The following is a 23377-nucleotide window of genomic DNA, read 5'->3' as shown; positions in this document are numbered from 1 at the left end:
CGCCATTCCACTCTGATCGAGGAGTTGCACCGATGACTCAATTTCGCAAAGTGCTTAGCCTGCATACCGGCCAACCTGCGTCCGATGGCGCCGGGGTCAAGCTGACCCGGGTATTTGGGGGGGCTGGCATCGAACGCTTCGACCCGTTCCTGATGCTCGACGAGTTCGGCTCGGAAAATCCCGACGACTACATTGCCGGCTTCCCACCCCACCCGCACCGTGGCTTCGAAACCGTGACCTACATGCTCGCAAAGCGGTGCAATAACACCATTTAGTAGCGATGTTATATGCTAATGCTGATATGAAACTCAGCGAGCGGATATCTAACCTTGCCTTCGTAAGGCGTGAGAGCTAGGTAGGATATTTTTGGAAGTGGGCGTCGATTTCGGCCTGATACCGATTTTGGAAACCAATGCTCTCGTTCAATTTTGCTTTCCAATCACCACCTTCTCGGTAGGTCTCTAGTACAGCCTTGGCATATTCCAGCTGTTTCCTAGCCCAAATCGGAATCGGTGTACCTTCAAGCTCCAGCTGTTCAACTACTCGTTCAGCACGGTGAAGGCATTCCGCTGAGGCCCGCTCCATATCATCCATTGGTATACCCATTCCTTTTAATCGCCACATGGCAATCGCAGGTTAGGTGAGGTTGGAGCTTTGGCAAATATCGGAGCGAGGGCCGATTGGTTAAGACCGCGAAAAATACGAATGAGTCTTATCTACTTTAATGTAGAAATATCGAGGTCTGAGAGGCAACGAAGCCGACCCCTGACCTTGTGATGGAAGAGAGGCTAGAACTCCGCAGAGGGCCTGAAACCGCCTAGAAAAGACGGTTCTTGGGGGTTTTAACCTTATGCTTCGGCGGTCTTCATCTCACGCTTTATTCTGTACACGGTAGCAACGCCACAGTCAGCAAGCTTAGCGACCTGATCAGCGCTCATGGTTGGATGTTTAGCCATCAGGGCTACAACCTTGTCCCACATCGCTGTGTCCTTGGATTTACCGGCTGGCTTCCAATCAGGATCAGCAGCCTTCTTGTTCTCCAATCCTTGCTTAATGCGTTCCACGCGCTTTTCTTGATCAAGACGGGCCATCGTAGCCATGAGGTCCAGCAGCATGTTGTTGATCACTTCCATGATCTGACCAGTGATGCCCTTATCTACAACCATCAGGTGACTGGTCGGCAGATCGGCAATCACCAGACGCAACCCCTTAGCTTTGATCGTAGCCTTTAAAGTTTCCCAGTCAGTCTGAGAAAGGCGGCTAAGGCGGTCGGTACTCTCACAGACAATACACTCTCCAGGCTGAGCCACATCCAAGAGGCGCATCAACTCAGGACGCTCCAGCTTGGTCCCACTGATGTTCTCACTATAAATACCAGCAACGACCAAGCCTTTTTCTGCCGCAAACGCTTCAAGCAAAGCTTTCGCACGATTAGCGTCTTGGTCCTTGGTACTGGCTCGCAGGTAGAGGTGGGCTTTCATGGCTGGCTATCCTTTAGCATTCGATTTGATAGGCCTATGATAATACGATCATATAGCTATCTGAAAGAGTTATTTGATAGCTGACGACAGACGGTTATCGGACTACCAAACAAGTAGACTCAAATGATAGTGGTGAGGTAATTGGTTCGACCTTCTACTTTTGGCAGCTTAAGGAGATACGGGACGACGGACTCAGGTGGTAGGGTTTCAATTTCCGGTCGTTGCTCAGGGGTGATCGGGGCGACTACCCAATCCCCTTGAGATGCTGACAAGGCTTTACTCAAACGCTGTCCGGTGACCTTCTGAACAGCCATTTCAGCATTCTCGGCCTCACAGAATACGAGAGGTAAACCACAGCTCTCTGCCACGGCATACAGGCGCGTTTCTAGCGTAATCATATGATTATCCTTCCTTGGTCGTTAATAGTACTAGGCTCTCACCATAGACCAAAATCAGAAGCCGGTATCTTGGAGACAGCATGGAAAGCACTTACTACAAGCTCAGCGTAGGAAAGCAGACGCTCAGCGAAGGTGTATTCGAGATCGATCCCAGGATTTTCGTTGACAGCAAAGCGTTCACTCACGCTCGCATTGAGTTGGCCGAGAAAAGTGGATATGCCATCAGGTGGAATGAATACTGGGTGCATCCCACTGATTCGAATTTCAACCCGTTGGGCGAAGAGTTTGAGACTCTGGTGGGGCGGATCGAATATGGCCCAAATAGCACTTCATCACCACACAACGTCACAGTAGAGCTACTGAAGATATCAGGCTAAGCCCTGTGGCTCCCCTAGAGCCCCTGAAACAAGGTGGGAAGGTCTATCCCAAGGGCATCCGCGAGAACCTTGATGGCGTCCAAGCTTAGGTTGGCGCCACCGGATTCTATGCGGCTCATGTAGATTCGCTTGAACCTACATCGCTTTCCCTTAGAAATAAATCCAGTTACGCGGAACAGTCTCCATAATCTCAAGAAACGAGTACCCATCCAGTTCCTTTGCTTCCACTTCCGGATTATTATTAACCTCAACCATCACGCCGCAAAAATCGGAATTTAAACAACTCCTTTCAAGATTTTCGTGTGTGCCCTTGACGTTAACAAGCATCGTTCTGTGCCCCAATTTATTCAGCAGCATAAAGCGAAGCTGCTGCCAGTACGACATCGTTGATGTGTTTACCTTAACCTCGACGGCAACAAGACCCGTGTCATCTTTTGCTATATAGTCAAACCTGCCCGGATGACCCGCAGGAAACGCAGCTAACCGTGCTCGATTGGCGTTCTTCATGGCCTCAGCTCCAGGAGTTGACATACCTGCATTTTTAATATCAGCACCACTGTAGGGGAGTTTTAGGTCCGTTGCTGCATACTTCTCCCACAGCTTCCTGATGTAACCGGAAATGAGTTGGTTATCCCGCATGAAGTTTCCTAACGGAAGTACATCTCCTTTATGATCCGAGGCAATCAACTCGGAGAACCGATTTGAACACTCGTAGGCAAAGTGCATCGCACTTCTTCTTTGCTTCACGCCGTCCTTGTATAAGACAGAAACTCCTTTCGGGAACGTTCTCTCAAGATTGTCTTGGCTGAACAGCCCAACTCCACTTCCACAGGGACACTTCTTGGCACTGCTGTCACGCATATCGCACTTCGAAGTATTCTTACAAACTGATGCAAGCAGTGCAATGTCGTCATCAGCGAGGTCAGCCCAAGATGGTGTCGTACCACTTATCCAAACATTGTCATTGGAGGATTGGAGAGCAGCCAAGTCGGCTCTCGATGAGCCGATCCAATATCCACTTACTGAAGGTATACTCTTCATTAGCTCAGAGGCAGCAGACTTTCCACCAACCCCGAAAGCAACTAATTCGAATCCTTTGCTCTGTAGATATCGGATTGCAATATCCTCACCAAACCCTCCCAACACTTCAGGTTTAAACTTGGCCATATTGATCCCTCATCATTACATTCGGTGTTGTATCAAGGTTTTGGCAAATTGAAATTTCGCTCAACAATTAGCATAGCTGTGTTTTGTAACGTTTTACAGCCCGTTGTTCAGCGGGCCAACCGCCAGCCACCGCTTTGCCGTAAACCCCTTAAACAAGCCGTAGGCTTCGCTGGGGGTGACTTCAGACTCAATCTGCATTGACCAGCGTCCGGACCTATCTAGGAGCTGCCAGCGCTCCCTCAGGGGCGTGAACGAGCCAATAGAAGGTTTGGTGTTGCTGTCTAGGTTGTCTGCCGAAGCCTTCAAGATAAACCAATAGAAATACGTCACTGGATACGACCTTGTAGAAGTTTTATTCGATTTTCCAAAATGTTTACTCGGCTTTCTAGCTCGTTCTTTAGCTGATCATGACTGGCAGAAAGGTTGTTGTGTCTGTGCTCTGAATAAATATTCAAATTTGTAATTCTGTCTTGAATCGCAGCTGAATCTGTTTGCAAGGGACGAAGCTGATTAAGGAGAAAACAAATGACCACAAGAGCGATTGCATTAAACGTCAATAAGGTTGTGTTCAGACGACACTTTTTTGTATCGGCCAGCATAAAAATCCTTGTTAAAAATGTTTGAGGTTGGTTTGTTGTATCTTAGTTGTATATACAAGGGCGAGGCGCAGCAGTGCTTAGTCTGAAGCTGCTAACAGGCCCGTACAATCAGGCCTGTAACAGATTTGTGCATGAGCTATCTATTTAGATCAGTAAAATTGACTTCCTGCTAAATTATTTGTCTTTAAAGAATTCGCAAGCTTCTTGTTCTGCCTTAGCTCGTAGCTTAGCCATACGTTCGTCTTCTTTCTTTTGCTCCTTGTTAAGTTCTGCTTGTAGCAGTTGCTCAGTGAGTGCCTCGATTTGTTTCTGTTTCTCCTCCGCAAGCTCACTAAGATAGTTTTCTTCTGCTTCTTTCATGATTGCGTGAAGATCCTCGTCTTGCTCTGATACGGTCTTATATACGTGCGCAGAATGATAGCCTACACCACTGACAATGTTACTGTATTGGTGGCGTGCCTGACCGTTGAGTGCTAGCTGCACCAATCCATCTACAAACAGCTCTAACGTAGTGGCATGGAATGTGAAACAACTTTCCAGTACAAAGGAAGAGCCGTATTCTGATCGCCGAACATAGCCATTGATGTAATTGTATTTTGCTTTTTCTTTCCGAAGATCCAACTCTTCTTGTGAGAAATAGGCTGGGATGGTTACTTTGGTTTTAGTGATAGTCATAACTTTTATTACCTCTTTTGGTTTTGTTTGGGCGTAGGATGCCCGTTATCTGCTCTTGAATAGAGCGAATACATGTTGAATGGTATGGATTGCTCTACAGCCCTTTATATATACGGCCTAGAGCTAGGTGTGTGCATCAACTGTAAGTACTATGTCTAGCTCTGTTGGTTTTTTAGAAATCTACGAATATTGGTTCGATAAACCTCCTGAGACTAGGGTTGTTTGGGTTAGGTACGTAGTCTTCTTCAACTTCATAATGGATGGTGCTGTAGTCGTGAAGGCCTTCACACTGTTCGTAGCCAAAGCTTTCAAAGATTGCCTCTTCCCGTGCTGCCTCCGCCGCTGACTGGAGATCTTCGGCCACCATAATCTTATCTGCCAAGCCGAGAGAAAGGATTGCAGCTTTGATGACTGGAACCTGCGCGACAAATCGAGAGTGCTGCTCGGCAAAGTATTTACGAATCGAGTCATTAGCCTTGCTGTAGTCAGGTGTGAGCGTTGTCACGACCAGATACTTGCGCAGGGTGTTAAGAACCATTTTTCGATCAAGAGCCTCGCCCTGGAGAGCAGCAAATGCTTGAAAGCTGATGAAATCCCGTAGGACTGAGACATCCATGCCTTCCCGCAGCTTGAGAGGTTCCCATGTGACACCATAAGGCTTCTCAAGGATGTCATGTAGCCCTTGCTGCTCTGGAAGCCTACTAAGCCATGCAGCTGCAACCTGAAGCACTGGCACCATGAAGGCGACATCTGACCTATGCTCACATTCAGGAAGCTGTACCGACAGACGCTGACACTCTTCGAGAGCTACTACTACAGAACGCTTCGCTGCGAAATCCATTTTATAAACTTCTTTATCTTCGACTTTTGCTCGAATATTCCTAAGCTCCTGCATGGAAAGTCGTTCGAGCTGTTGCAGCGGCATAATGTTTTCAGGGTCATTCTGATAAACCCAACGAGCAAGACTAAAACGCTGACTCTTTCGAATAGGATGCTTCTTTGCGTATTCGACCAAAACAGACCCCAAGTACTTAGCAGCTTTATCCAAAATGTTACGGTCCGTACTATTTTCATCTGCGAGCCACTTACGTTTTAGCTGGTAGATTGGAATGCTCAAACCCTTACCTTCGTGCCCCTTGTTTCCATGAGCCTGATTAGGAAGGCTATTGCCGATGAAGAGATTCAGGTGGTTGAGTAGGCCAATACTGTTTTTGTCTTTAACTGGAGATATGTGGCACAGGTGATATTTAGATTGTTTGGTTTCGGGGTTCCAGCCATAGCACTTGAATCGTGCTCGGTATATTGCAAATAAAGCTTCGAGGTCTACTTCTTGCAGGATTTCTACTGTACCGGCCCTCCGGCATTCTCTTGCTATCCAGAGCCACTCATCTGCTTGAGGTAAGGATAATATCCGTTTCTCAGCCAACTTCTGACGGCGATCAATTTGTTTGCTTTTCTTGGCTTTGCCTCTACATTCCGAACAGTACTTAGCTTTGATTTGACTAGTAGTGAAATCAGTTGTGCATAGGGCACAAACCTTTATTCGCTGAATTGCCATTATTATTGTTATCCTCGATAGATTGGGATGGAGTGTTGGTTAGTGAATTTAGCAAACTGGTAATCATAGTTTGAATGCAGTGAGTGGGGTTTTCGTATTTCATCATTTCCATTACCTGCATGAGTTGGTATGTAGACCTAGCATTGAGTGTGATTCTCAAGGTACTTATCCTTCTAAATTGTCTGAAGCCCTAGTGAGCTAAGGCTTTAAGGTATATGCGTGCTTCTACTCTGAATACTACTGAATCTGTGCAAATTCTTTCTTTCGTGTAGCACTTATCGTTGATGTAAATTTCGTTTCTCAAATATAAACCTCTAGCATTTCCTGAAGTGACGCATCAAAGGTTTTGAGAGCATCAGGAGTTTTCAAGGTTTTTAGAGCTGCGTTAATTTGCTCTCTTACCTTTCTACGCAATACATAAATTCGCACCACACAGGTATTTCCACACGCCTTGTGGCGAGGATCAGTTGGGGTGAATTCTTTGTTGCAGACAATGCAGTTTTCCATTAACGGTGATTCCTTCTTTATACGGTAGTTTGATTTTGCTCGGTTTTGGTTGGCGAATTGATTTGTTGCTTGTTCTTACAAAGTTCTTTGTACTCGGTAATTGATAGTTTTAGCGCTTGGCGATCAATATGCCATTGCCTATAGCAAGTTCGTGCTCCACACAGAAACTTCTTCGCAGATAGAGCGTAGTAAGATATTCCGCAGCACAAGCATTGCCTTGTTGTTTGTATAGCCATAATTTTTCCTTCTATTGTTGTAAATACTTTTCAGCAGATAATAAAAAAGGCTGAGTAGTAAGGACTAAACAGCCTTTGATGCCAAGCGAGGTAAGACTTGGACTTTTTAAACACCAATACAGCAGCATATAGCCGAAGACGCTGGTTATGATGTTCTTTTAACGAGGAGATATGCGAGAGGGCGGAGTGCTACTAAATTAGAGGCTAACTCAATTTATAGGTAAATAATATCACAGTAAACTTTCAAATTGCAACTTTATCTGAAATTAATTAAGACTAATTGGTTATTGCTTATATGTTTATTATAACTAATGTCGGATGCAGTTTGATTGATAAGAATTCTAGATAGTACTGCACGTAGTTAAAGTTGATTTTATGCTTTAAAGTCGATCACTACAGATTGAAACGAGTTTGAGACTATACTTATCTGTAATGCTTATAAAATCAAAATGGGTTGCAGGAGAACTTCGGTAAAAAGCTACCCTTACCCATGGCCATACAAAGCAAGCGCTCTGCCTAAGACCGGGTACGAGCCTTTAACCTGAAGTTCTGCCTGATTCCATACCCGTAGAAGCATTAGATGCCATCAAAATTGGGAGCGAGGTAGATCGAATCCAAACATCAGATTCAGTACGGTCTACCACGGGTAGGGGTAGCCGCCTTCGGAACTGGGACACTGATAACGCCCAATCTAGTCAGATAGCATTCACACAGCTTTAACAGAGCTGCTGGGGGGGTGCTGACTTTAAGCTCACCCTTCGACCTGTCCCATCTCACAGTAGGTCGCTGTTTAAGATTGTTGCTGCCAGTTCCGCAGGAAGAGATGTGCAAGCACAAATCCACCGCATCAGCCGACCACTTAGCCTGATTAAGGACAATCCGATCTTATAAATTTTACAAGAGCGTAATATTCTACAGTACAAATCCAATAGCCTCAACTAATACGTTGCACTTTGTTCAAAATAGTAGTAGCGGCTTTAAAGCGCTTGTGAGGGGTTGAAGTCGCCAAAGGCTACATAGTAGCCCTTTTTAGAGATCGTCGTTTAGAGAGGCCATTTTCCCCTAACAACAACCCGTTTTGAAGAGTTTTGAGCCTAAGGTGGCGTCCAATTGGCACCGAGATCAGTAGATACTGTTCTTGCGTCGATTCTGACTGATGAGAAGGGTGAGAACATCAGGGCCGTCGCCATGTTCAATTTTGTGTGGGATAGGCGGAAGCAAACCCTCCTCCCTGAGAGCATCCAATTGTTCGCGGGTAACGATCTTTAAGGAATGCTCTTCGCCTAGGAATAAGATTCTGTACGCCCGGCGCTTGCGACTGACGCCGAGATATTTGTAGGGGTAAGTTTCGCCGCTGACAGTAATCAGCCCGTCACGGTAACAAGTGATCGTGTAGTCAACTGATTGCAGCAAAGCGTTTAGTTTTAGAACGTCATTCGTGATCAAATCATGCTCAAGATTGTGAATATCTGTGAGCGTGTCCGGTGATGCGGTGCGCTCCAGCAATGTACATTCAGACTCCAGACTTTCTCGCTGCTGCTTTAGCTCTTGTAGCTTTTTCTGCACTTCGGGGATTAGTCCGACCTCTGCCAAGGTGTCGACAAGCGTGTTCATGCTCTTGGACAGTTCCTCAAGCTCCCCCTGCACCTCAACCAATCGTTTCTGGCTGGCGGACAGGTGCTGACGTTGTAAGCCCTCTTGCACAAAAGCGATGCTCGTCTCGACCCTCACCCATTCCAACACTTGCTTGGGGATGCTCCTATTATTTTCACAGCCGTCTGATGTCAGACGGGCACGGCTGGTGCATTGCATTACAGCGCCAGTCCCTGCCTGCTTTTTTTGAACGTTAAAGTTGCGTCCGCAAGAGCCGCACTTCACCAAACCAGTGAGAAGGTATTTCGTTGGCGCTGCGGCTTTAGGTGCGTTGCCATTGAGACGAGACTGCACGCGAAACCAAAGCTCCTTATCCACCACGGCGGGATATACGTTTGGAATGTCGTTCCAATAACCTGCGGCGGTGCGATTGCGTAGCCAGCGCTTAACTGTAGTTCCATTGATATTCGATAACTCAGGGTGCCCACCAGCCCGGATACGGTGACAAATTCGGCGTTCACCAAGGCCACTGGCATAGTCTTCAAAGGCAAGCTTAACGAATGGTGCAATTTCCTCCCGTAACTGACCATCGGTGGTAAGCCACATTGGCGTTTGTCGCTTGACACCCTTCCCTTCACTGGCTTCCCTACGGCGCTTTTCATAACTGGCATTGATCCGTCTTGATAGAGTCTCGCTGTACTGGTGGGCCTGTAGAACCTTAGCCACCAGTAGGAACAATAGGTTGTTGTTCAAGGACTGTTCGTCATACTCCTGACCATCGTCCAGGGTGATGACAGACACACCGGCACCAACGATCTCCGTAAAGATAGAAAGCATCTTCGGAGCTGGTAATCGACCCACCCTGTCTACTGCTTCAACCAGAATGCAGTCACCCTTCTGTATCAATCCTTCCTTTATACCTACCAGAAGTTGGCCTAGTTCACCTTGAAGATGTGCACCGTTGTAGCCACTACGGCCGAGGTCTTGGTAAGTCAGAGATGAGAGGAGGTAATCCGGGTGTAGCTGGAGCCACTTGGCGACCATTTCTTGCTGGCGTTCAAGGCTTGAGCCCTTAGATTGCTTACCTGATGAGAATCGAACGTAGCTAATGGCTTGAGGCATGGTGCACCCGAGAGGATCAATAGGTACTGATGATAGCATTGCCCCTACCTACTCGAAGGGCGCATGCGCCATGAGGACCATCTGGGTAACGTAGGTTTGCTGGAAGGCGGCGGCGTGCAATGGATGACTGCCGCCAAAGGCATCATCCACAGCGAGATGCCGGAGCAGGAAGAAGGCGTGATGCGCGGCTTCCAGCTGTGGCTGAACCTGCCCGGCAAGCACAAGCTCGATCCGGCCAGCTATCGGGACATTCAGCCGGCGGACATTCCACGGCTGAAAACCGCGCAAGGCGTCGAGGTGGTAGTGATCGCCGGTCTATTCGATGACGGCACCGTCAAGCAAACCGGTGCGGTACAACGGCCAGACACCGAGCCGTATTACTTTGACTTCCATCTACCGGCCGGCACCCGCATCACGCCGAAACTGCCGGATGGGCATCGGGCACTGCTTTATGTGTATGACGGCAGCGTGGAGTTGCCGGGGCAAACCCAGGGTATCGGCACCAGCAAACTGGTCCGTTTGTCGGATGAAGGCGAGCTGCAACTGAGCAGCGAGTCCGGCGCCCGAGTGCTGTTGATTGCCGGTAAACCGCTGGGTGAGCCGATCGTGCAGTACGGGCCGTTCGTGATGAATACCCGGGAGGAGATCGAACAGGCATTGCGTGATTTTCGCGATGATCGGTTGACTGCGTAGTTCTTTATCGCCTGAAAGTACGCTATCGCGAGCAAGCTCGCTCCCACATTTGATCTGCTGTGCACACAATATTTGTGTCGACGATGATCTCCTGTGGGAGCGGGCTTGTTCCGGGCGGCGTTCCGACGAAGGACGCGCCACAGTTATCAAGCCGGGATTGCAGGCTCTTCCAACCCCAAAAACCGGCACAACTCTTCGCGCTTGGCCAAGGCATCGCGGCGGCCAAGCTCGATCAACTCGCCGCAATACCCCGCCTCGAACAGCAAATAACTCAGCACCCCGGCACCGCTGGTCCTGGTCGCACCCGGCCCGCGCAAGAACAGTCGCAACGCGGCTGGCAGCTCTTGGCGATGCCGTGCGGCGATTTCATCGATCGGCTGACTCGGAGCAATCACCAACACGTCCACCGGTGCTACGCCGAGGCTACGGGCCGCAGTACTTGCCGGTAACAAGTGACTGAACTCGTTCAAGCGTTGCAACAGCTCGATGTCGCTCTCCAGGCTGTCAATGAACGTACTGTTGAGCAGGTGCCCACCAATCTGCGCCAACGAGGGTTGCTGACCGGTGTAGGTGCGCTGCAACGGATTATCGGGATCAACGCCGCGCGGGTTGCCACTGACGCCCACCACCAGCACCCTGCTCGCCCCCAGGTGCAGGGCCGGGCTGATCGGCGCCGACTGACGCACCGCACCGTCGCCGAAGTACTCGCTGCCGATCCTCACGGGCGCAAACAGCAACGGGATCGCCGAACTGGCAAGCAAATGGTCGACCGTCAATTGAGTCGGTACGCCGATACGCCGATGGCGCAGCCAGGCATCGATGCTCCGGCCACCCTGATAGAAGGTCACGGCTTGCCCGGACTCATAACCGAATGCGGTAACGGCGACTGCGTGCAATTGTTTTTGTGCGATGGCTTCATTGATGCCGGACAGCTGCAGCTTGTCGTTCAACAAATTGCGCAGCGGTGAGCTGTTGACCAGCGCCACCGGTACTTTTGCGCCAATCCCCAACAGGCTGTGGCTGACAAACCGAGTCGCCTGGCTGATGACTCCCGGCCAATCGCTACGTAACACCAGGTCGCTGCGAAAGCCCTGCCAGAACGCGGTCAACCGCTGGATGGCCGCGGTAAAGTCCATCGCCCCGCTGGCCAGGCTGACCGCATTGATCGCTCCCGCCGAAGTGCCGACGATCACCGGAAACGGATTGTCGGAACCTGCCGGCAGCAGCTCGGCTATCGCTGCCAGCACCCCGACCTGATACGCCGCCCGAGCCCCGCCGCCGGAAAGAATCAAGCCTGTAACCGGCTCAGCTGAACTCATCGCAACACTCCATGGTGCTTGGGGCTTTTCTAATCTGACGAAACGGATTCAACCACGCTTGGCATACAATTTCGGCTCGCCGGGCGGACGGCTCTTGAAACGCCGATGAGTCCAGAGGTATTGCTCAGGACAATTGCGCACGCAACTTTCAACCCACTGGTTGATCCGGATGCAGTCAGCCTCGTCGCTTTCACCCGGAAAGTCGTTCAGCGGCGCATGGATCACCAGACGGTAACCACTGCCGTCGGCCAGGCGTTCCTGGGTGAACGGCACCACCAGCGCCTTGCCCAGCTTGGCAAACTTGCTGGTAGCGGGAACGGTTGCCGCCAGAATCCCGAACAACGGCACGAAGATACTTTGCTTGGCGCCGTAGTCCTGATCTGGCGCATACCAGATGGCCCGGCCAGCGCGCAGCAACTTGAGCATACCGCGTACGTCATCGCGCTCTACCGCCAGCGAGTCGAGATTATGCCGCTCACGACCGCGCCGTTGAATGTAATCGAACAGCGGGTTTTTATGCTCGCGGTACATGCCGTCGATGGTGTGCTGCTGGCCGAGCAGCGCCGCGCCGATTTCCAGCGTGGTGAAGTGCAACGCCATCAGGATCACACCCTTGCCATCGCGTTGAGCCTGTTTGAGGTGCTCCAGCCCTTCGACATGGGCCAGGCGTGCCAGGCGCGCGCGGGACCACCACCAGCTCATGGCCATCTCGAAGAAGGCAATACCGGTCGAGGCGAAGTTTTCCTTGAGCAGACGCTTGCGCTCGGCAGGTGTTTTTTCCGGGAAACACAGTTCCAGGTTGCGTTTGGCAATGCGCCGACGATCGGTGGCAACCCGATACATCCCGCTACCCAGCAGGCGACCAATGCGCAGCAGCAGCGGATACGGCAACTGAACGACCAGCCACAACAGCCCTAGACCGCACCATAGCAGCCAAAAACGCGGATGAAAAAATGCAGCTCGAAATTGCGGGCGATCCATTAACGATTCCGGACAGACAACAAGGTCGCGCATTCTACATCGGTTCGACCCGGCTTGCGGCTTACGGGCGTTCTCGTTATAAGTCTCGGCACTTTTAGTGACAAGCCGTTTTATGCCGACCATGAGCCAAACCGAACCGCTAGACCAAGATCCCGTGTTCCAGTTGAAGGGCAGCATGCTCGCCATTACGGTGCTGGAACTGGCCCGCAATGACCTCGAAAGCCTCGACCGACAGCTGGCTGCGAAGGTCGCCCTGGCGCCTAATTTTTTCAGCAATGCGCCGCTGGTGCTGGCCCTGGACAAACTCCCGGCCACTGAAGGCGCGGTCGACCTGCCTGCGCTGATGCGTGTTTGCCGACACCATGGCTTGCGCACGCTGGCCATCCGCGCCAGTCGCATCGAAGACATCGCCGCCGCCATTGCCGTCGACCTGCCGGTGCTGCCGCCGTCTGGCGCGCGCGAGCGAGCACTGGACCCGCACGAAGGCGAAGTCAGGAAAAAACCGGAAAAACCGCCTGAACCGACCATCAAACCGACCCGAATAATCACTTCGCCAGTACGTGGTGGCCAGCAGATTTATGCCCAAGGTGGCGATTTGGTAGTGGTTTCCTCGGTCAGCCCGGGGGCGGAACTTCTCGCCGATGGCAACATCCATGTATACGGACCGATGCGCGGTCGTGCGCTGGCCGGTGTAAAGGGTGACTCCAAGGCACGGATTTTCTGTCAGCAATTGAGCGCTGAACTACTCTCTATCGCCGGTCATTACAAGGTTTCCGAAGATCTGCGCCGCGATCCGCTGTGGGGGGCCGGTGTACAAGTCAGCCTGTCGGGTGACGTGTTGAACATCATTCGGCTTTAACGGATACTGCCGCATTTTCCAAGCATCTCTAAAACGTAGCGAAAACGGCTCAAACGAAGTAGGAAAAAGGCACAAGGCAGCGTTTACCCGAGGTAAACCCCGCCGAACACCGGATTCCAGCCAAGGCTGTCCGACTGCAGTAGTTTTCAGGAGATGTTTTTCAGGGGCTAAAAGTCCTTTTTCCTTAGGGGTGAAACACCTTGGCCAAGATTCTCGTGGTTACATCCGGCAAGGGTGGTGTGGGTAAGACCACCACCAGCGCCGCTATCGGTACCGGCCTCGCTCTGCGCGGTCACAAAACAGTCATCGTCGACTTCGACGTCGGCCTGCGTAACCTCGACCTGATCATGGGTTGCGAGCGTCGCGTGGTGTACGACTTCGTTAACGTGGTCAATGGCGAAGCCAACCTGCAACAAGCCCTGATCAAAGACAAGCGCCTGGAAAACCTCTACGTGTTGGCTGCCAGTCAGACCCGCGACAAAGACGCGCTGACCGTAGAAGGCGTGGAAAAAGTGCTCATGGCACTTAAAGAAGACTTCGAATTCGTGGTCTGCGATTCTCCGGCGGGCATCGAGAAAGGCGCCCACCTGGCCATGTATTTCGCTGACGAAGCGATTGTCGTGACCAACCCGGAAGTCTCCTCGGTTCGTGACTCGGACCGCATGCTTGGCCTGCTGGCCAGCAAGTCGCGTCGCGCCGAGAACGGCGAAGACCCGATCAAGGAACACCTGTTGCTGACCCGCTACAACCCAGAGCGCGTAAGCAACGGCGAAATGCTCGGCGTCGAAGACGTCAAAGAGATTCTGGCGGTCACCCTGCTGGGTGTGATTCCGGAATCGCAAGCCGTACTCAAGGCTTCCAACCAAGGCGTGCCAGTGATTCTCGACGACCAGAGCGACGCCGGTCAGGCGTACAGCGATGCCGTCGATCGTCTGCTGGGCAAAACCGTGCAACACCGGTTCCTTGACGTTGAGAAGAAGGGATTCTTCGAGCGCCTGTTTGGAGGTAGATAATGAATCTTTTTGACTTCTTTCGTGCCAACAAAAAAGTAAGCACCGCGTCGGTAGCGAAAGAGCGTCTACAGATCATCGTGGCGCATGAACGCGGCCAGCGCAGTACCCCTGATTACTTGCCGGCCTTGCAGAAGGAACTGGTCGAGGTGATCCGCAAGTACGTCAATATCGGGTCCGATGACGTGCACGTCGCACTGGAAAACCAGGGCAGCTGCTCGATTCTGGAACTCAATATCACCCTGCCTGATCGCTGAGTCGATCCGGCTGGAGCCACGGCGGCTCAGGTCCTTTCCAGCAACGGAGAGGACCTGAGCCGCCGTTGGCGTTTGTTACGAGGCTGTTTTAATGCCGCTGTCGAATATCCGCATCATCTATCAGGACGCCGCCGTACTGGTGGTGGACAAGCCTACCCTGTTGCTCTCCGTGCCCGGTCGCGCCGATGACAACAAGGACTGCCTGATCACCCGCCTGCAAGAAAACGGCTACCCGGAAGCGCGCATCGTCCATCGACTGGACTGGGAAACCTCCGGGATCATCCTGCTGGCCCGCGACCCCGATACCCATCGCGAGCTGTCTCGGCAGTTTCACGACCGCGAAACCGAAAAAGCCTACACCGCACTGTGCTGGGGCCAGCCGGAACTGGACAGCGGCAGCATTGATTTGCCGTTGCGCTACGACCCGCCGACCAAACCCCGCCACGTGGTGGACCATGAATTCGGCAAGCATGCGCTGACCTTCTGGCGCGTGCTGGAACGTTGCGGCGACTGGTGCCGGGTGGAACTGACGCCGATTACCGGCCGCTCGCATCAGTTGCGCGTGCACATGCTCTCCATCGGTCATCCGTTGCTGGGTGATGGGCTTTACGCTCACCCGCAAGCCCTGGCTGCCTGGCCGCGCCTGTGCCTGCACGCCAGCATGCTCAGCTTCACCCACCCGCAAAGTGGCGAACGCTTGCGCTTCGAGTGCCCGGCACCGTTTTGAACACTAATGAGCAGCCCGTCGCAGCAGCCATCGATAATCGTAAGGACATGGAACCGGTGACGCATAAAGCCCCCGACTCAACCGCTCTCGCAAAAGCGCCGCAACAGCTGCTGTACCTGGTGTATGGCGACCAGGACGTTTACCGCAGAGAAGCCAAATTCAGTATTCTGACCGCTTTGTCGCAGCTCAGGAAAGGCGAGTCCCTGTGCATCAGGATCTTTACCGACAGACCTGAAGACTATGCCGGCTGGCCCGTTGAAACCCTGGCCCTGAATCAGCAGACCTTGACCTCATGGCAAGGCGAGAACGGTTACCACCATCGCCGCAAGGCCTGTGCCATTGCTGCCGGGCTGAAGCTGGCCGAAAGAACCCTGTTCGTTGATACCGACACGCTGTTCCTCGAAAACCCCAATCTGATCCTCAAACGAATTCAGCCTCAGCAGTATCTGATGGATCGTTTCGAGTATGACTGGAGCTACGTCTGCAAACGCCCGGACTACGTGAAGCTCGGCACGTGCCTGCAGGCCCATGGCATCAGCTCCGACAACAGTTTCAAGCTTTACAACAGTGGTCTGTGCGGCGTCACGGACAGCGATACGCCGTTACTGGAAGAGACGATCAAGCTGATCGACGAATGGACTCAAGGCTCGTTCGATATCCATACAATCGAACAAATTGCCCTGTCATTCGCCATCCGCGACAAACCCGTGCAGGAGGCGAAGCAGTTCATCTACCACTACTTTGCCGAAAAAAGATTCTTTCATGCCATGCAAAAGCACTTCTTTGCCCGGCATGGCGAACAGTTCCGCCCGCAGTTGCTCGAGCTTTGCCACGAGGTCCCTCGCAGCAAACCGTTCCCTTCAGCCTGGCGGCGCCTGCAAATCAAATGGAAACTGCGCAATAAGCGTGGAAACTTGAGGAAAGTCGCTCGCGATCTTCTGTACGGAAGTGCCGCGCCCAATCACCCGTATTACGCGGTCTGTCGACATGAGTGGTGGGAAAGCGCGTCTCGGGAAATTCTGCGCTGGGACGAGAGCCAAAAGAGAAAGCTCTTGTCACTGAGCCAGGACCACTGGCCGAAACAATTGCCCAAGCCAGCAAAACCGGAAGATGAGCAAGCAATCATTGCGTATCTGCAAACGCGACTATCCGAGTAGAACTAGCGAGCCTGCCTCATAACAGTGCCATCAAAGCACTTGCCCAATGCCCCGAGCCAATACGTTAAACTCGCGGCACTGCTGTCTGGAGCTACTTATGCGCGAAGAGTTGAACCAAGGCCTGATCGACTTCCTCAAGGCCTCCCCTACCCCATTCCATGCCACCGCCAGCCTTGTTCAGCGTCTGGAAGCGGCGGGTTATCAGCGCCTTGACGAGCGCGAGCCCTGGGCCACCGAAGCCAATGGTCGCTACTACGTCACGCGCAACGACTCCTCGATCGTTGCCATCAAGATGGGCCGCAATTCCCCACTGTACGATGGCATCCGCCTGGTCGGCGCTCACACCGACAGCCCATGCCTGCGGGTCAAGCCACAACCTGAACTGCAACGTCAGGGTTTCTGGCAGTTGGGCGTCGAAGTCTATGGCGGCGCATTGCTCGCGCCCTGGTTTGACCGTGACCTGTCGCTGGCCGGTCGCGTGACCTTTCGCCGCGACGGCAAGGTCGAAAGCCAGCTGATCGACTTCAAGGCACCGATCGCCACCATTCCCAACCTGGCCATTCACCTCAACCGTGAAGCCAACATGGGCTGGGCGATCAACGCACAGACCGAACTGCCGCCGATCCTCGCGCAATTTGCCGGTGACGAGCGAGTGGACTTCCGCGCCGTGCTCACCGATCAATTGGCTCGCGAACACGGTCTTAACGCCGACGTGGTACTCGATTACGAGCTGAGCTTCTACGACACCCAAAGTGCTGCCGTCATCGGCCTGCATGGCGACTTCATTGCCGGTGCGCGCCTGGACAACCTGCTGTCGTGCTACGCCGGCCTGCAAGCCTTGCTGACAGCAGAAACCGATGAAACGTGTGTGCTGGTGTGCAACGACCACGAAGAAGTCGGCTCCTGCTCGGCCTGCGGTGCCGACGGCCCGATGCTCGAACAAACCCTGCGTCGTCTGCTGCCTGAGGGTGACGAGTTCGTCCGCACCATTCAGAAATCGCTGCTGGTCTCGGCCGACAACGCCCACGGCGTACACCCCAACTACGCCGACAAGCACGACGCCAACCACGGCCCGAAACTCAATGCCGGTCCGGTGATCAAGGTCAACAGCAACCAGCGCTACGCCACCAATAGCGAAACCGCAGGGTTCTTCCGTCATCTGTGCATGGCCGAAGAAGTTCCGGTGCAAAGCTTCGTGGTGCGCAGCGACATGGGCTGTGGCTCGACCATCGGCCCGATCACCGCCAGCCATTTGGGCGTGCGTACCGTGGACATCGGCCTGCCGACGTTTGCCATGCACTCGATCCGCGAACTGTGTGGCAGCCATGACCTGGCGCACCTGGTCAAGGTGCTGAGCGCTTTCTACGCGTGCCGCGAGTTGCCGTAATCACCTGAAAAGATCGCAGCCTGCGGCAGCTCCTACACTGAATACAAGCGCTGTAGGAGCTGGCGAAGCCTGCGATCTTTTCAAAATCACCACCGAGTCATTTCTGATCCTCATCAACCCACGTCGCACAAAAGCCACCTAGACTTACATCACCATCCCCGACAAGGCTGTCGTCATGATCTCGATGTCTGTGTTCAACTCCATGCTCATTCCGATTCTCTCGGGAATGATCCTGCTGGCCATCGGCTTCAATTTTCGTGACAAGAACGCCGGGGTGCTCTCGATGTGGATCGGCATGCTGCTGATCCTCGCCACCGTGATTTACAAAATCCTCGCCAAGCTCAACGAATAAAAGAACTCACTGCGCTCGCATTGGTTTTGCCTCGCTCGTACACTCGCTCGACCTGTACCCGTTGAGGTTGACCGCCTAGTGTTCGCTCGTCTTTTTGCCCTGCCGTCTACGCTGTTCATCTGCCTGTTGATGCTGCTTCCTATGGCGCCTGCTCAGGCTGTCGGCCTGCCGAGCCTGCTCAACGGCGCACCAAAAGCCCAACCGGAAGCGACCGCACCGCTGGGACAATCGCTGGACGAAGTGATCAAATCGCTGGAAAACGATCAGCAACGAGCCAGATTGCTGGCTGACCTGAAGAAACTGCGCGACGTCAGCAAAAAAGCCCAGACACCCACCGAAGAAGGCGTACTCGGCTTGATCGGAGGCACCCTGGCCAGCCTCGAAAAACAGTTTTCCGGTGCCGACAGCCCGCTCACTCGCTGGTCCGATGAGTTCGACCTGGCCAAGGACGAGCTCAGCGCGCTGATGCTGCCGGCCAGCGAATGGCTGCCGATGCTCTTTGCCTTCGCCCTGATCCTGATGCTCTGGAGCCTGCTCGCCGCTGCACTGATCTGGCTCGGTCATCGCGTCCGAACGCGCTTCGGCCTGACCGAAGAACTGCCACAACACCCCAAGACCTGGGACATGCTGCGCTTTGCCCTGCGTAAACTCGGCCCCTGGCTGATCGCGCTGCTGATTACCGTCTACATGAGCTACGCCTTGCCATCATCGCTGGGTAAATACCTCGCCATGGTGCTGGCCTATGCACTGGTGGTCGGCACCTGCTTCTCGGCGATCTGCGTGATCGCGTTCTCCGTGCTCGACGGCCCGCACCGCCATCGCGCCCTGTACATCCTCCGGCACCAGGCCTTTCGCCCACTCTGGCTGATCGGCAGTTTTGCGGCCTTCGGCGAAGCCTTGAACGACCCGCGGCTGGTCACCAGCCTCGGGATTCACCTGGCCCACATCACCGCGACCATCGCCAATGTGCTGGCAGCGATTTTCACCGGACTGTTCATTCTGCGATTCCGCCGGCCCATTGCCCACCTGATCCGCAACCAGCCGCTGTCGCGGCGACTGACCCGTCGTGCGTTGAGCGACACGATCGAGATTCTTGGGACCTTCTGGTTCTTGCCTGCACTGGTGCTGGTGGGAATCTCGCTGTTCGCCACCTTCGTCTCCGCCGGCGACACCAGCACCGCGCTGCGCCAATCACTGATCTGCACCGTGTTGCTGGTGTTGTGCATGGTCATCAACGGCCTGGTCCGCCGCCACGCTCTCAAGCCGCAACGCGGGGCAAAGCGTCATGCGCTGTATTCTGAGCGCCTGAAGAACTTCTTCTATACCCTCGCGCATCTGGCGGTGTGGCTGGTGTTCATCGAATTGGGCTTGCGGGTCTGGGGCATGTCGCTGATCCGCTTCACCGAAGGTGAAGGCCATGAAGTCAGCGTCAAACTGTTCAGCCTGGGCGGTACGCTGATTTTCGCGTGGCTGATCTGGATCCTCAGCGACACCGCCGTGCACCACGCCCTTACCCGCTCACGCAAAGGCCAAGCCAATGCGCGGGCGCAAACCATGATGCCGCTGATTCGCAACGTGCTGTTCGTGGCGATCTTCATCATCGGGCTGATCGTCGCCCTGGCTAACATGGGCATGAACGTCACGCCGCTGCTGGCAGGTGCCGGTGTGATCGGCCTGGCCATCGGTTTCGGCGCGCAGTCGCTGGTTGCCGACCTGATCACCGGGCTGTTCATCATCATTGAAGACTCGCTGGCCATCGACGACTACGTGGACGTCGGCGGCCACTTGGGAACCGTCGAAGGCCTGACCATCCGTACCGTTCGCCTGCGGGACATCGACGGCATCGTGCACACCATTCCGTTCAGTGAAATCAAAAGCATCAAGAACTACTCGCGGGAATTCGGCTACGCGATCTTCCGCGTGGCAGTGCCGTACAACATGGAAATCGATGACGCAATCAAATTGATGCGCGACGTCGGCCAGAAAATGCGCACCGACCCGATACAACGTCGCAACATCTGGTCGCCGCTGGAAATCCAGGGCGTCGAGAGTTTCGAATCCGGCAGCGCGATTCTGCGCGCACGGTTCAAGACCGCGCCGATCAAACAATGGGAAGTCTCAAGAGCGTTCAACCTGTCACTCAAACGCCATCTGGATGAAGCAGGACTGGATCTGGCGACGCCGCGCATGAGCATTCAAGTAGTGACAGCAGCTGGCGGTCTAGAAAAGGAATAACGCAAAAAGCAGACGCGGAGCATCCAGGGCTGCATTACCACGCAGAGCGTGGGAACGATCTAAAGCCGTTCGCGCTCTTACCACTCAGGCCGGCCGGCAGGCCGCCGTGCTTTGCTTTTGATCCACCCGCCCCTTCGGAAGGCCGAGCGCAGGTGTTCATCAGGGGGTGGGCGCGCAGCGCCGTACGGCGCAGCCGGACACATCGAGAGGAGGTCGTCGCGCAGCAGACCGTAGGCGATGCCCCCTGATGAGCACCGGAGAGAGGGAACGCCGAGCCTAAGCGAGGTGCCGTACGCTTGGGGCGAAGCGTTTTGGTTCCTTTTTGGCGTTTGAAAAAGGGACTCGCCGTCAGGGCGAAACCCTAAGCCGCCGTTACCGCAGGAATGGATATGTACACCTGCAAGAGAAGGGTCGGCTATCAGGCCGCCATCGCGAGCAAGCTCGGCTCCCACAACTGCGGGAGCAGTTTCAGACCACATCCACCCCGACATGAATCGCATCATGCCGCCAAAACTCCAGATCACAATCGATCAACCGCCCATGCTGATCATAATTGACCCGCGCAATCCGCAATCCCGGACTGCCCACGGACACCCGAAGTGCGGCCGCAGCGTCCACCGATAACGCCGTCGGCACAATCTCGAAGCGCACCCGCCCATAGTGCAAATCATAATGCCGCGCATACAATTCGGTAATCGACTGATTAAGATCGAACGCCAGAATCCCCGGAAAAAACTGCGGATTCAAATAGTGCTCAACATACAAAACCAGCCGCCCATCAATGCGCCTTGAACGGCAGATCTGAATCACACTCGACAACGCCGGCAGCTGCAACCAGGCACACACCGCCGCTGACGCCGGTTGCAACCGCGCCGAAATTACCTCGGTCGACGGCACCCGCCCCTGCGCACTGACCATCGCGTGAAAGTGGCTGCGTTGCATCAGGTTGTACGCCAGACGCGGTGGCGAGACGAACCAGCCGCGCCGCTCCTCGCGATAAATCTGCCCTTGGGCTTCGAGCTGCAACAACGCCTCACGCACGGTGATCCGTGTGGTCCCGAACAACTCACTGAGTTTGCGCTCGGCCGGCAGCTTGCTCGCGGGTGCCAGCAGACCGTGGTCGATCTGCTCCTGGAGCACCTGACCGATGGCTGTCACCGCTTTCGTTGCCTCTTCACGCATCAACGTTACCTATCTGGACTAGACCAGCACTGTTTCGGGGCAGGACTGCGCCAAAAAACGCGTCCTGAAACGTATTGCAAGCCTAGGCAATACATATGACTGATCGATGACAAAGCCGCCGAACGGCTGATCCAGACCATTGCAAATAAGCGGCCAAGTCCTTGCAAACCGGCCTTCTGGTCATGGTCTACGCTTACTTCGCAGCCACCACTACCGAGCGAAAAGAATGCGAGCGCGCCTGATACCGACATCAAAGTGTCATCCAGCTCACCTAAATTGGCTCAGGTATTGCTGACCTAGACCAACCCAACCGCAAACGTAGATAAAAAGCGCAGCGTTGAATACGCCCAAAGGAGCTTCGGATGAAACAGCTTTTCCTGGCATCACTGTTAGGCTCGACCATCGCCATGTGCACCGCAGCCATGGCGGCTGATACCGATTTAAAAGCCTTGGAAGCCGCTGCGAAAGCGGAAGGCGCCGTCAACAGCGTCGGCATGCCCGATGACTGGGCCAACTGGAAAGGTACCTGGGAAGACCTGGCCAAAAACTACGGCCTCAAGCACATCGACACCGACATGAGCTCGGCCCAGGAAGTCGCCAAGTTCGCCGCCGAAAAAGACAACGCCAGTGCTGACATCGGCGACGTCGGCGCCGCCTTCGGCCCGATCGCAGTCAAGCAAGGCGTGGTTCAACCGTACAAGCCAAGCACCTGGGCGCAGGTTCCGGACTGGGCCAAGGACAAGGACGGTAACTGGGCACTGGCCTACACCGGCACCATCGCGTTTATCGTCAACAAGAAGCTGCTCCACGGCTCCGAAGCCCCGACAAAGTGGGCTGACCTGAAAACCGGTAAGTACAAGGTGTCCATCGGTGACGTGAGCACCGCTGCACAAGCCGCCAACGGTGTATTGGCCGCCGCCATCGCCAACGGTGGTGATGAAAAGAATATTCAGCCAGCACTGCTGATGTTCGCCGAGATCGCCAAGCAAGGTCGCCTGTCGCTGGCCAACCCGACCATTTCCACCATGGAAAAGGGTGAAGTCGAAGTCGGTGTGGTCTGGGACTTCAACGGCCTGAGCTATAAAGCCAAGATGGTCAACCCGGATGACTACGTCGTGCTGATCCCGTCCGATGGTTCGGTGAAGTCCGGCTACACCACCATCATCAACAAATACGCCAAGCACCCGAACGCCGCAAAACTGGCCCGCGAGTACATCTTCAGCGATGCCGGCCAAATCAATCTGGCGCGCGGTAACGCCCGTCCGATTCGTGCTGAAACGGGCCTGAAACTACCTGCTGATGTCGCGAAAAACCTGATCCCGGCAGCGCAATACGAAGCCGCCAAGCCCAAGCCGATCACCGACGCCGATGCCTGGGAAAAAACCTCCAAGGCCCTGCCGCAGAAGTGGCAGGAAGAAGTCATCATCAATATGCAATAACGCTGTAGCTCCCCACGGGGTGTTCTGATGAGAATCCCTGTGGGAGCGAGCAGACTCGCTCCCACA

The 23377-nt window shown here is 53.9% G+C and carries 21 protein-coding genes and 2 pseudogenes; 12 read left to right on the top strand and 11 right to left on the bottom strand.

Features of this window, described 5'->3' with window-relative positions; genetic code table 11:
• Positions 1-32 precede the first annotated feature (32 nt).
• Positions 33-257, top strand: a pseudogene (locus BK658_RS00870) (pirin family protein); the annotation flags it as partial.
• 94 nt (positions 258-351) lie between these two features.
• Here BK658_RS00870 and BK658_RS00865 read toward each other — a convergent pair.
• The 3 genes from BK658_RS00865 to BK658_RS00855 all read right to left on the bottom strand — a co-directional run bounded on the left by BK658_RS00865 (position 352) and on the right by BK658_RS00855 (position 1879).
• On the bottom strand, positions 352-594 hold the full coding sequence (locus BK658_RS00865) for a hypothetical protein (RefSeq protein WP_123580304.1): 243 nt from the start codon (positions 592-594) through the stop codon (positions 352-354).
• Positions 595-848: 254 nt separating this feature from the next.
• On the bottom strand, positions 849-1481 hold the full coding sequence (locus BK658_RS00860) for a recombinase family protein (protein WP_123580302.1): 633 nt from the start codon (positions 1479-1481) through the stop codon (positions 849-851).
• A gap of 119 nt (positions 1482-1600) precedes the next feature.
• A complete protein-coding gene (locus BK658_RS00855) occupies positions 1601-1879 on the bottom strand; it encodes a hypothetical protein (RefSeq protein ID WP_123580300.1) in 279 nt (92 codons plus the stop codon).
• Positions 1880-1959: 80 nt separating this feature from the next.
• Here BK658_RS00855 and BK658_RS00850 point away from each other — a divergent pair, with 80 nt between their 5' ends.
• Positions 1960-2256 carry a hypothetical protein gene (locus BK658_RS00850; RefSeq protein ID WP_123580298.1) on the top strand — a complete coding sequence of 99 codons (297 nt, stop codon included), beginning with the start codon at positions 1960-1962 and terminating at the stop codon, positions 2254-2256.
• A gap of 150 nt (positions 2257-2406) precedes the next feature.
• Here the strand turns inward: BK658_RS00850 and BK658_RS00840 are convergent, their stop codons facing one another.
• The 5 genes from BK658_RS00840 to BK658_RS00820 form a co-directional block, all read right to left on the bottom strand.
• The gene (locus BK658_RS00840; protein ID WP_123580295.1) at positions 2407-3423 is read right to left on the bottom strand and encodes a hypothetical protein; all 1017 of its coding nucleotides are present in this window, start codon (positions 3421-3423) and stop codon (positions 2407-2409) included.
• Positions 3424-4196: 773 nt separating this feature from the next.
• Positions 4197-4697: a hypothetical protein gene (locus BK658_RS00830; RefSeq protein ID WP_123580291.1), complete on the bottom strand. Its 501-nt coding sequence runs from the start codon at positions 4695-4697 to the stop codon at positions 4197-4199.
• A gap of 172 nt (positions 4698-4869) precedes the next feature.
• Positions 4870-6255, bottom strand: coding sequence for a hypothetical protein (locus BK658_RS00825; protein WP_123580290.1), 1386 nt, complete (start codon positions 6253-6255; stop codon positions 4870-4872).
• A 300-nt stretch (positions 6256-6555) separates the two neighbouring features.
• Positions 6556-6762, bottom strand: coding sequence for a hypothetical protein (locus BK658_RS29775; protein ID WP_148049694.1), 207 nt, complete (start codon positions 6760-6762; stop codon positions 6556-6558).
• 1358 nt (positions 6763-8120) lie between these two features.
• Positions 8121-9713: a recombinase family protein gene (locus tag BK658_RS00820; RefSeq protein ID WP_185019758.1), complete on the bottom strand. Its 1593-nt coding sequence runs from the start codon at positions 9711-9713 to the stop codon at positions 8121-8123.
• Between the two features lie 45 nt (positions 9714-9758).
• Between BK658_RS00820 and BK658_RS00815 the strand changes: the two are divergent.
• Positions 9759-10406 (top strand): annotated as a pseudogene (locus BK658_RS00815) (pirin family protein); the annotation flags it as partial.
• 146 nt (positions 10407-10552) lie between these two features.
• Here the strand turns inward: BK658_RS00815 and BK658_RS00810 are convergent.
• Both BK658_RS00810 and BK658_RS00805 read right to left on the bottom strand, forming a co-directional pair.
• Entirely contained in the window at positions 10553-11725 is a 1173-nt protein-coding gene (locus BK658_RS00810; protein ID WP_123580286.1) for a patatin-like phospholipase family protein, read from the bottom strand.
• Positions 11726-11773: 48 nt separating this feature from the next.
• Entirely contained in the window at positions 11774-12706 is a 933-nt protein-coding gene (locus tag BK658_RS00805) for a lipid A biosynthesis lauroyl acyltransferase (RefSeq protein WP_123580284.1), read from the bottom strand.
• Between the two features lie 121 nt (positions 12707-12827).
• On the opposite strand from BK658_RS00805, the gene minC reads away from it, so the two are divergent.
• The 8 genes from minC to BK658_RS00770 all read left to right on the top strand — a co-directional run bounded on the left by minC (position 12828) and on the right by BK658_RS00770 (position 20690).
• On the top strand, positions 12828-13565 hold the full coding sequence (gene minC / locus BK658_RS00800) for a septum site-determining protein MinC (RefSeq protein ID WP_054598158.1): 738 nt from the start codon (positions 12828-12830) through the stop codon (positions 13563-13565).
• A gap of 200 nt (positions 13566-13765) precedes the next feature.
• Positions 13766-14578, top strand: coding sequence for a septum site-determining protein MinD (gene minD / locus BK658_RS00795; protein ID WP_054593514.1), 813 nt, complete (start codon positions 13766-13768; stop codon positions 14576-14578).
• Positions 14578-14832, top strand: a complete 255-nt coding sequence (gene minE, locus BK658_RS00790) for a cell division topological specificity factor MinE (RefSeq protein WP_019693048.1) — start codon at positions 14578-14580, stop codon at positions 14830-14832. The genes minD and minE overlap by 1 nt, the downstream gene beginning before the upstream one ends.
• A gap of 91 nt (positions 14833-14923) precedes the next feature.
• Complete coding sequence (locus BK658_RS00785; RefSeq protein ID WP_018925180.1) at positions 14924-15559, top strand: RluA family pseudouridine synthase; 636 nt, start codon at positions 14924-14926, stop codon at positions 15557-15559.
• A 47-nt stretch (positions 15560-15606) separates the two neighbouring features.
• Positions 15607-16716 carry a hypothetical protein gene (locus BK658_RS00780; protein ID WP_123580281.1) on the top strand — a complete coding sequence of 370 codons (1110 nt, stop codon included), beginning with the start codon at positions 15607-15609 and terminating at the stop codon, positions 16714-16716.
• A 97-nt stretch (positions 16717-16813) separates the two neighbouring features.
• Positions 16814-18103 (top strand): M18 family aminopeptidase, encoded by a 1290-nt coding sequence (locus BK658_RS00775; protein WP_123580279.1) that lies wholly within the window; start codon positions 16814-16816, stop codon positions 18101-18103.
• Positions 18104-18278: 175 nt separating this feature from the next.
• A complete protein-coding gene (locus BK658_RS29895; protein WP_173860023.1) occupies positions 18279-18455 on the top strand; it encodes a hypothetical protein in 177 nt (58 codons plus the stop codon).
• Between the two features lie 78 nt (positions 18456-18533).
• Positions 18534-20690, top strand: coding sequence for a mechanosensitive ion channel family protein (locus tag BK658_RS00770; RefSeq protein WP_123580277.1), 2157 nt, complete (start codon positions 18534-18536; stop codon positions 20688-20690).
• A 468-nt stretch (positions 20691-21158) separates the two neighbouring features.
• Here BK658_RS00770 and phnR read toward each other — a convergent pair whose 3' ends face one another.
• Complete coding sequence (gene phnR / locus BK658_RS00765; protein WP_054593517.1) at positions 21159-21872, bottom strand: phosphonate utilization transcriptional regulator PhnR; 714 nt, start codon at positions 21870-21872, stop codon at positions 21159-21161.
• Positions 21873-22234: 362 nt separating this feature from the next.
• On the opposite strand from phnR, the gene BK658_RS00760 reads away from it, so the two are divergent.
• Positions 22235-23311: an ABC transporter substrate-binding protein gene (locus tag BK658_RS00760; protein ID WP_054593518.1), complete on the top strand. Its 1077-nt coding sequence runs from the start codon at positions 22235-22237 to the stop codon at positions 23309-23311.
• Positions 23312-23377: the final 66 nt, after the last annotated feature.

Origin of the sequence: Pseudomonas brassicacearum (assembly GCF_003732175.1) — a bacterium.
In the GTDB taxonomy this organism is placed as follows: Bacteria; Pseudomonadota; Gammaproteobacteria; order Pseudomonadales; family Pseudomonadaceae; genus Aquipseudomonas; species Aquipseudomonas brassicacearum_G.
Note: the sequence above shows the minus strand (reverse complement) of the source record. Positions and strands in the feature narration are given on the sequence as shown.

Coding starts and splice junctions, on each gene's coding strand:
- BK658_RS00775 (WP_123580279.1), top strand. CDS start 16,814: ATGCGCGAAGAGTTGAACCAAGGCCTGATCGACTTCCTCAAGGCCTCC.
- BK658_RS29775 (WP_148049694.1), bottom strand. CDS start 6,762: ATGGAAAACTGCATTGTCTGCAACAAAGAATTCACCCCAACTGATCCT.
- BK658_RS00850 (WP_123580298.1), top strand. CDS start 1,960: ATGGAAAGCACTTACTACAAGCTCAGCGTAGGAAAGCAGACGCTCAGC.
- BK658_RS00760 (WP_054593518.1), top strand. CDS start 22,235: ATGAAACAGCTTTTCCTGGCATCACTGTTAGGCTCGACCATCGCCATG.
- BK658_RS00785 (WP_018925180.1), top strand. CDS start 14,924: ATGCCGCTGTCGAATATCCGCATCATCTATCAGGACGCCGCCGTACTG.
- BK658_RS00860 (WP_123580302.1), bottom strand. CDS start 1,481: ATGAAAGCCCACCTCTACCTGCGAGCCAGTACCAAGGACCAAGACGCT.
- BK658_RS00840 (WP_123580295.1), bottom strand. CDS start 3,423: ATGGCCAAGTTTAAACCTGAAGTGTTGGGAGGGTTTGGTGAGGATATT.
- BK658_RS00780 (WP_123580281.1), top strand. CDS start 15,607: ATGGAACCGGTGACGCATAAAGCCCCCGACTCAACCGCTCTCGCAAAA.
- BK658_RS00820 (WP_185019758.1), bottom strand. CDS start 9,713: ATGCCTCAAGCCATTAGCTACGTTCGATTCTCATCAGGTAAGCAATCT.
- BK658_RS00855 (WP_123580300.1), bottom strand. CDS start 1,879: ATGATTACGCTAGAAACGCGCCTGTATGCCGTGGCAGAGAGCTGTGGT.
- BK658_RS00825 (WP_123580290.1), bottom strand. CDS start 6,255: ATGGCAATTCAGCGAATAAAGGTTTGTGCCCTATGCACAACTGATTTC.
- BK658_RS00865 (WP_123580304.1), bottom strand. CDS start 594: ATGGATGATATGGAGCGGGCCTCAGCGGAATGCCTTCACCGTGCTGAA.
- minC (WP_054598158.1), top strand. CDS start 12,828: ATGAGCCAAACCGAACCGCTAGACCAAGATCCCGTGTTCCAGTTGAAG.
- minE (WP_019693048.1), top strand. CDS start 14,578: ATGAATCTTTTTGACTTCTTTCGTGCCAACAAAAAAGTAAGCACCGCG.
- BK658_RS00810 (WP_123580286.1), bottom strand. CDS start 11,725: ATGAGTTCAGCTGAGCCGGTTACAGGCTTGATTCTTTCCGGCGGCGGG.
- BK658_RS00830 (WP_123580291.1), bottom strand. CDS start 4,697: ATGACTATCACTAAAACCAAAGTAACCATCCCAGCCTATTTCTCACAA.
- BK658_RS00805 (WP_123580284.1), bottom strand. CDS start 12,706: ATGGATCGCCCGCAATTTCGAGCTGCATTTTTTCATCCGCGTTTTTGG.
- BK658_RS29895 (WP_173860023.1), top strand. CDS start 18,279: ATGATCTCGATGTCTGTGTTCAACTCCATGCTCATTCCGATTCTCTCG.
- phnR (WP_054593517.1), bottom strand. CDS start 21,872: ATGCGTGAAGAGGCAACGAAAGCGGTGACAGCCATCGGTCAGGTGCTC.